Raw genomic sequence first — 3,382 nt, 5'->3', positions numbered from 1 at the left:
TCAGCAAACCGCCCTGATCATAGCCAACATACCCAGGAGGCGCACCGATCAGTCGAGATACAGTGTGACGCTCCATGTACTCAGACATGTCAAAACGCACCAGCTCAATACCCATCAAACGGGCGAGCTGGTTAGTGACCTCGGTCTTACCAACACCTGTAGGACCTGAGAACAGGAAACTACCAACAGGCTTATTCGGCTCTTTGAGACCTGCACGGGACAACTTAATCGCTGAAGCCAGCGTATCAATGGCCTCATTCTGCCCCAGCACAACCATTTTCAGGTTGGAGTCCAGTTTAGATAACAGATCTTTATCAGATGCAGATACACTCTTAGGTGGTATCCGTGCAATCTTCGCCACAACCGCCTCAACGTCTTCTACCGTAATCTGCTTCTTACGCAGCTCAGGCGGCAGAAGTCTTTGATACGCACCAGCCTCATCAATGACATCAATCGCTTTATCAGGCATGTGCTTGTCGTTGATATATCGGTCAGCCAGCTCAGAAGCTGCGCGCAACGCTTCATCATCGTATTCGATATCATGATGCTCTTCGAAACGACCACTAAGCCCTTTCAAGATCTGATAAGTATCCTCAACCGTTGGCTCAAGAATATCGACTTTCTGGAATCGACGCGCCAACGCACGATCTTTTTCGAAGATGCCACGGAATTCCTGGAACGTAGTCGATCCAATGCATCGGATCGCACCGGAACTCAGCATCGGCTTCAGGAGATTGGATGCGTCCATCGAGCCACCCGATGCAGCACCGGCGCCAATAATGGTATGAATCTCGTCGATAAACAGAATGGCATGTTCCTGACGACGAATCTCACTCAACAATGCTTTCAGGCGTTTCTCAAAATCACCACGATATTTAGTACCGGCCAACAATGCGCCCAGATCCAGTGAATAGACCACCGAATCTTCGATAATTTCAGGTACCTGCTGCTCTACGATCCGTTTTGCCAGGCCTTCAGCAATAGCGGTCTTGCCCACACCCGCCTCACCGACCAGCAACGGATTATTTTTTCTGCGACGTGACAAAATCTGCACCACGCGCTCGACCTCGGAGTCACGACCCACCAGCGGATCGATACGCCCCTGAGAGGCTTCTACGTTGAGATTAACCGCGTACTTCGCCAATGGACTTTTATCAGAATCTTCCTTGGCCTCACCCTCAACTGGTGTCTCACCGACATCGTGCTGATGGTCAGATACACGAGAAATACCGTGCGATATGAAGTTCACCGCATCGATACGCTCTACGCCCTGCTGCTGCAGAACAAAAACCGCCTGGCTCTCCTGCTCACTGAAGATCGCGACCAGCACATTGGCACCCGTAACTTCACTTTTGCCGGATGACTGCACATGGAACACCGCGCGCTGCAACACACGCTGAAAACCAAGCGTAGGCTGCGTTTCGATGTTCGGAATATCGTCAGGTAACAGGGGCGTTGTTTCGTCGATAAAATCGACCAGTGTCTGGCGAAGCTTATCCAGGTCCGCACCACATGCATTCAGCACATCCGTTGCTGCATGGTTATCAAGTAACGCGAGCAACAAGTGCTCTACCGTCATAAACTCGTGACGCTTCTCTTTAGCGGCTTTAAAGGCTGCACTGAGCGTGTCTTCTAGCTCTCGGTTCAGCATAGCGGCCCCCTATACACTTTCAATTTCACACAGCAAGGGATGTTTGTTGTCTCTTGCATATTGATTCACCATCGCAGCTTTAGTTTCGGCTACATCACGAGTATAGACGCCACAGACACCTTTTCCTTGTGTATGCACCGCTAACATCACCTGCGTTGCTTTTTCTTCGTTCATATTAAAGATCGCCATTAGCACCTCGATAACAAAGTCCATCGGCGTATAGTCATCATTCATCAGCACCACACGGTACATCGAAGGCCGCTTTAGCTCGGGCTTCGCCTCTTCTGTCACCAACCCGTGTTCGGGATAGTCTTCGCCTTCGGAAGGCTCATTCGCAAGACGAATGGTTTTCAGTGTCTTTGTAGTTTCCATGAAAATCTGTCTTTTAGGGTAAATCAATTAACTATTGAACATTTATTGCACGCCTATCCACACGACCGAATTCTGCATGCTATAATTGTTCGCAGCAGGAGTGATGAGTATCTGGTGTCCCTGCGAAGACGTAAAGGAATTTGCGGTCCTCTTAATCTATATATTAACAGCACCGAGGGCTGCAGTTGAGGGTTGCATTAGCATTCTTCATCTTCACTGGATCAGGATATTAGGAGTCTTTCCATGCAGACAGGGAAAGTAAAGTGGTTCAACAACGCCAAAGGTTATGGTTTTATCCTCTCCGAGGAGCATAACGAGGATCTCTTTGCTCACTACTCAGCCATTCAAAGTGACGGCTATAAAAGCCTCAAGGCTGGCCAAACAGTCGAGTTCGACACAGCCCCCGGCCCCAAAGGTCTTCACGCTGTAAATATCAGACCGATGTCGACCTAAGGCAAGAAGTGTTAGCTGCACAAATAACTATTATAAAGCTGTATTCATCGATGGGTGGAGTGTAATCGGGGCAGATTCATCAAAGTTTAGATTAGATTCATAGCCAACTTAGATTCAAGCAATAATAGATCGAAGCAGAAAAACCAGCCAGACGGCTGGTTTTTTAGTTTCTGAAGCAAGCAATCTGCTCAGGGCGACATACATCACATTTTAGCGATAATCGCATCGCCAAATTCTGAACTTGAAAGCAACGTAGCATCATCCATTAAGCGCTCAAAATCATAGGTCACGGTTTTCGCCGCAATCGCGCCGTCCATACCCTTGATGATCAAATCCGCAGCCTCAAGCCAGCCCAGATGCCGCAACATCATCTCTGCCGATAAGATCACCGACCCCGGATTCACCTTATCCTGCCCGGCATACTTAGGCGCGGTGCCATGCGTTGCCTCAAAAATGGCCACATCATCAGACAAATTAGCGCCGGGCGCGATACCGATGCCACCCACCTCGGCAGCCAACGCATCTGAAAGATAATCACCATTCAAATTAAGCGTCGCGACAACATCGTATTCTTCTGGTCGCAGCAAGATCTGCTGCAACATCGCATCGGCAATAACATCTTTCACAACAATGTCACGACCCGTATTCGGATTTTTAAACGACATCCACGGACCTGAACCCAGTAGCTGAGCACCAAATTCATCTCGCGCCAACTCATACCCCCACTCCTTGAAGGCACCCTCAGTAAATTTCATGATATTGCCTTTGTGTACCAACGTCAGAGATTCCCGATCATTATCGACACAGTACTGCAGTGCCTGCCGCACCAAACGTTTAGTACCCTGCTCCGATACAGGCTTCACACCGATGCCACACATCTGATCAAAGCGTATCTTGGTGACACCC

Annotated in this window: 4 protein-coding genes; 1 reads left to right on the top strand and 3 read right to left on the bottom strand. The window is 49.0% G+C overall.

Features of this window, described 5'->3' with window-relative positions; genetic code table 11:
* Positions 1 to 1,651: AAA family ATPase (locus ABYW01_RS17225; protein WP_372835109.1), on the bottom strand; the 1,651-nt coding region annotated here is incomplete at its 3' end.
* Positions 1,652 to 1,660: 9 nt separating this feature from the next.
* The gene (gene clpS, locus ABYW01_RS17220; protein WP_372835106.1) at positions 1,661 to 2,023 is read right to left on the bottom strand and encodes an ATP-dependent Clp protease adapter ClpS; all 363 of its coding nucleotides are present in this window, start codon (positions 2,021 to 2,023) and stop codon (positions 1,661 to 1,663) included.
* Between the two features lie 243 nt (positions 2,024 to 2,266).
* Here clpS and cspD point away from each other — a divergent pair, with 243 nt between their 5' ends.
* Entirely contained in the window at positions 2,267 to 2,476 is a 210-nt protein-coding gene (gene cspD / locus ABYW01_RS17215; protein WP_372835103.1) for a cold shock domain-containing protein CspD, read from the top strand.
* 203 nt (positions 2,477 to 2,679) lie between these two features.
* Here the strand turns inward: cspD and ABYW01_RS17210 are convergent.
* The coding region (locus tag ABYW01_RS17210; RefSeq protein ID WP_372835100.1) for an isocitrate/isopropylmalate family dehydrogenase at positions 2,680 to 3,382 on the bottom strand (703 nt) is incomplete at its 5' end.

Source organism: Pontibacterium sp. (assembly GCF_041587635.1).
In the GTDB taxonomy this organism is placed as follows: Bacteria; Pseudomonadota; Gammaproteobacteria; order Pseudomonadales; family Balneatricaceae; genus Pontibacterium.
The sequence above is the reverse complement of the archived record's forward strand: the minus strand, read 5'-3'. Positions and strand labels throughout refer to the sequence as shown.

Coding starts and splice junctions, on each gene's coding strand:
- clpS (WP_372835106.1), bottom strand. CDS start 2,023: ATGGAAACTACAAAGACACTGAAAACCATTCGTCTTGCGAATGAGCCT.
- cspD (WP_372835103.1), top strand. CDS start 2,267: ATGCAGACAGGGAAAGTAAAGTGGTTCAACAACGCCAAAGGTTATGGT.